Source organism: Brevibacterium aurantiacum, from assembly GCF_007558825.1.
Lineage (GTDB): Bacteria > Actinomycetota > Actinomycetes > Actinomycetales > Brevibacteriaceae > Brevibacterium > Brevibacterium aurantiacum_A.
The window spans coordinates 1-3,428 of sequence record NZ_VLTK01000009.1 but is presented as its reverse complement, the minus strand read 5'-3'; the positions used below and the strand labels follow the sequence as shown (position 1 = coordinate 3,428).

The window sequence follows — 3,428 nt, the reverse complement described above, 5'->3', positions numbered from 1 at the left end:
CGGGTTCGGCTGATGACAACGGCACGGACACCGACTCGGGTTCGGCTGATGACAACGGTGGTGCCACTGCAGGCGGTAGCGCCGCAAACGCGTCCGGCAACAGCGACGACAACAACGCTGGTGGTCACCTGCCCCGTACCGGTTCCGACGCAACAACCCCGTTGATCGGACTCGGCGCAGCACTGCTGGCCGCAGGCGCAGCAGCCGTCTACTTCACACGCCGTCGCGCCTCGAACTGAGACCGCACGATCAGTAGACAAATAGCGCAGTAGCGTGGTGGGAGTCGGTAACGAAAGTTACCGACTCCCACCACACATTTCCGCGTGAAAACCTGAAACTCAGTGACCAATACACACTCTCGTGAGAGAGGAACCATTCGATGAAATCAGCAGTTCCCGGCCGCCTAGTGGCCACTGTCGCCATTTCCATCCTCGCCCTGACCGGATGCCAAGAAGGTCAGGAACCGAGCACTGAAGCCTCTACTCCCTCGGCTGGCACCGATGTGGATGTACCGTCTCGATCAACTAGCCCGGCTCCGGAAACACGAACGGCACCGTCCTACACGGATCCGTCGAAGGCAGACACCTATTGCGAGGCGATCGCCGATTTAGCCCAGCTTAATGATGAAGCAGCAGAAGACGATGAAGAAGCGACGATCGGGCAGATGGGCGACCGACTCGATCTTCTCGTCTCCGGAACAGCCCACATCAGCAAGCTGGCCCCAAACCAGGCTGCTGAAGAGGAGTGGAAAGCTGTTAGTGACGACTACAGTGAAGCGACCAACTTGTTCAAAAGCAGTGGGGGGCAAGTCTCAAACACTGACTTCCTTGTGCTGTTATCAGACGCGACACAAACTGCGAACTCTACCTACCGGCACCAGGCCGATTCTGTCAAAGAGAAATGCGGAGTTGATATCACGAAACTCATCGCCGAGGAGAAACAATGAAACACCGAACCCTCACTGCGACGATCGCAACACTAGCGCTGACCCTCACTGCTTGTACCTCTGGTGGAAGTGCTGACGCTGAGGTCAAACCACTCGACGATGCCGGCAATACAGCAGCAATGGAACGCTTCTCCGCGTTCAAAGACGACCTGAAGTCATTAAAGTCCTACCACGCAACAGGCACTGTTGATGCTGATGACGGTACACAGCGGACTGACTTCGTGTTCGACCGTGAGAAAAGCGCGTTCAAAGGCGAAGCCTCGATCGATTCAGGATCACTCGACCTCAGCATCGATCTCATCAGAGCATCGGGACTGCTGTGGATCAAGGGTCCGAAAGAGTACTGGGAATCATTCGGCTACGACGCGACACCAGCACTCGGTAAGTACGTCGTATTCCAAGCCGCCCAGGGCGACCAAATCACGAAGACCTATGACTATGACCGGCTGGTATCAACGGTCGAAGCGATAAGCGCCGGCGAGGTCACGGTCGAAGGAGAAGTCGACATCGACGGTGAAGAATCCATCCGATACACACTCGGAGACAAAGAACGATCAACACTACTCGACCTTCCATCCGAAGGCGAAATCACTACTGCGACCCTTGTCAGCCGCGCTGATGATGTCGATGCCACCATCGTGATCGACGAATTCGATACTACTGCCGACATCGCTGCCCCGGACCCAGAGGACGTCACCCAACCAGAAAGCCAATGAGCGGTCCATGACATATCTCACAGGAGCAGCGACTCCTCATCTGCTTCCTCAACAGATGGCGAAGCGAAGTCACAGGTTGAGCTAGATGAACCCATCAGAACACTCTCCTCGAGCTATTACACTCGAGTTGACGGATCATGAACTCCTCGGGCTCGTTCACGCGGGCACAACCGGAGCATTCGCCACACTTTACGCCCGCCATATTGGGAGCATCGGTGACCATGTCGTCGCCAAGGTCCCAGACTTGTCATCACACCAGATCCAAGCTGTGACTGGAGAAGCCTTCCTTTCAGTACTGAAGAGGCTTCTCATGGACCCTATAGACGAACCTCACCTTAATATCATGGCGGAGGTAATCAGTAAGGCCGATTCCGGCGCGACTGAGATGAGATCCGTACGTTCCGAGCGCCCAGGTTTGTTTAAGATGTCTCAGTCAAAACTGCAATATGCTTCACCCGACTTCTCTCAAATTGTCGCGGAAGCTTTCGCGTCGCGTCCTGAACACTGGCGACGAATCCTATGGCTAATTCGAGTCGAGGATCTGCCGTTTGACGTGGCTGCCAAGCACCTCGGAAGTGACGCACGGAGGGTAAAACGGTTGAGCCGCCGTGCAGAACGAGATCTACGGCTCGCGGCGAAGCAACGGTTTTTCCGAGAGGACGGATGCGTCTGGGAGAAATCGAGCGTGACGCTGAAAAGAAGCGATTCGGGCGGAGGGTTACCCGGCTACCCCGAAGAACCTAGAACAGTCCGAGAGACTGGCTCGCCCCTCGACGGCAAGGTCGATCAGATGTCAACCGATCTCCGAACAGCGCTGATTCATGCTGTTCTCTGCTCTCCTGCATTGATTGAACAGTTTGCCGAGACTATTGTAGCGGTACGAACTCAGGGATTTGACGCTCGTTGTATTGAAGAGCTCAACACCAGCCTTAGTAAAGTAACTACTCCCACCAAATATTCGGATGCCCAGTGCGCGGGCGATTTATCAGACAAACTGTTGAAGACACAGGTTGGAGGTTTTACCTCTGGGCCAGGTTTGGTACTGGCAGTGATTGGTTCGGCTGTTATCAGTGTGACGGTGCTTTTCCTTGGATTTACGTGGGAGTCACGTGACCAGGATGAAACACCTGCAGGGAGTTCGGTTGACGAGAGTTCGACAGCGCCACTGCGAACGCCTGAATCGGCAGAAGATGAGACCAGCGGCGGGGGAGTGGGTGGCAGTCATCCCGATTTGGCAAACGAGGGAAAATCGGCACACGGACACAACTCGCCGGAACCTTCTAAAAAAGAGGGCGACTCATCCGGCGGTGCACCGCCCAACAATGACGAGCCAAACTCGGAAGCAAGAACTCCTGTTACGTCACGTCCTCCCTCAAGTGGCAACACATTACCTTCTCGTACTAGCGGCCCACCCGATAGTGAGTCGCCAGTTGGGGAGCCTCCCGAACCGAGCACGCCAGCTGATCCGACGCCTTCTGACGAACCTGATCCACCGAGCACCGAGGCGCCTACCCCGACTAAGGAGCCGGAACCCTCCGACACAGAGGAACCCTCGGGTGGGGCAGATGCTTCCGAGACTCCGACCCCTGACTAACCGACTCGTTGGCTGTGCCACTGAACGATCGACATCGTGCATGGCGCTCTCTTCCTCCGGTAGACGATGCTGCTCCTAAGTAACCAGAAACTGGGCACGATGAATAGCAGCCACGTCGCCGATCCGAACACTTAGAGATTGCGCGGATAGGCATTTATCGCCACTGATACTG

General features: G+C 55.7%; 3 protein-coding genes. All 3 read left to right on the top strand.

The features are described from left to right. On the top strand, positions 1-239 hold a 239-nt coding region (locus FO013_RS15045), incomplete at its 5' end, for an LAETG motif-containing sortase-dependent surface protein (protein ID WP_143923535.1). Positions 240-379: 140 nt separating this feature from the next. Further along, positions 380-946, top strand: coding sequence for a hypothetical protein (locus FO013_RS15040; protein WP_143923383.1), 567 nt, complete (start codon positions 380-382; stop codon positions 944-946). After that, positions 943-1,662: an ATP-binding protein gene (locus FO013_RS15035; protein ID WP_143923382.1), complete on the top strand. Its 720-nt coding sequence runs from the start codon at positions 943-945 to the stop codon at positions 1,660-1,662. Before FO013_RS15040 ends, FO013_RS15035 begins: the two co-directional genes overlap by 4 nt. Positions 1,663-3,428 lie beyond the last annotated feature (1,766 nt).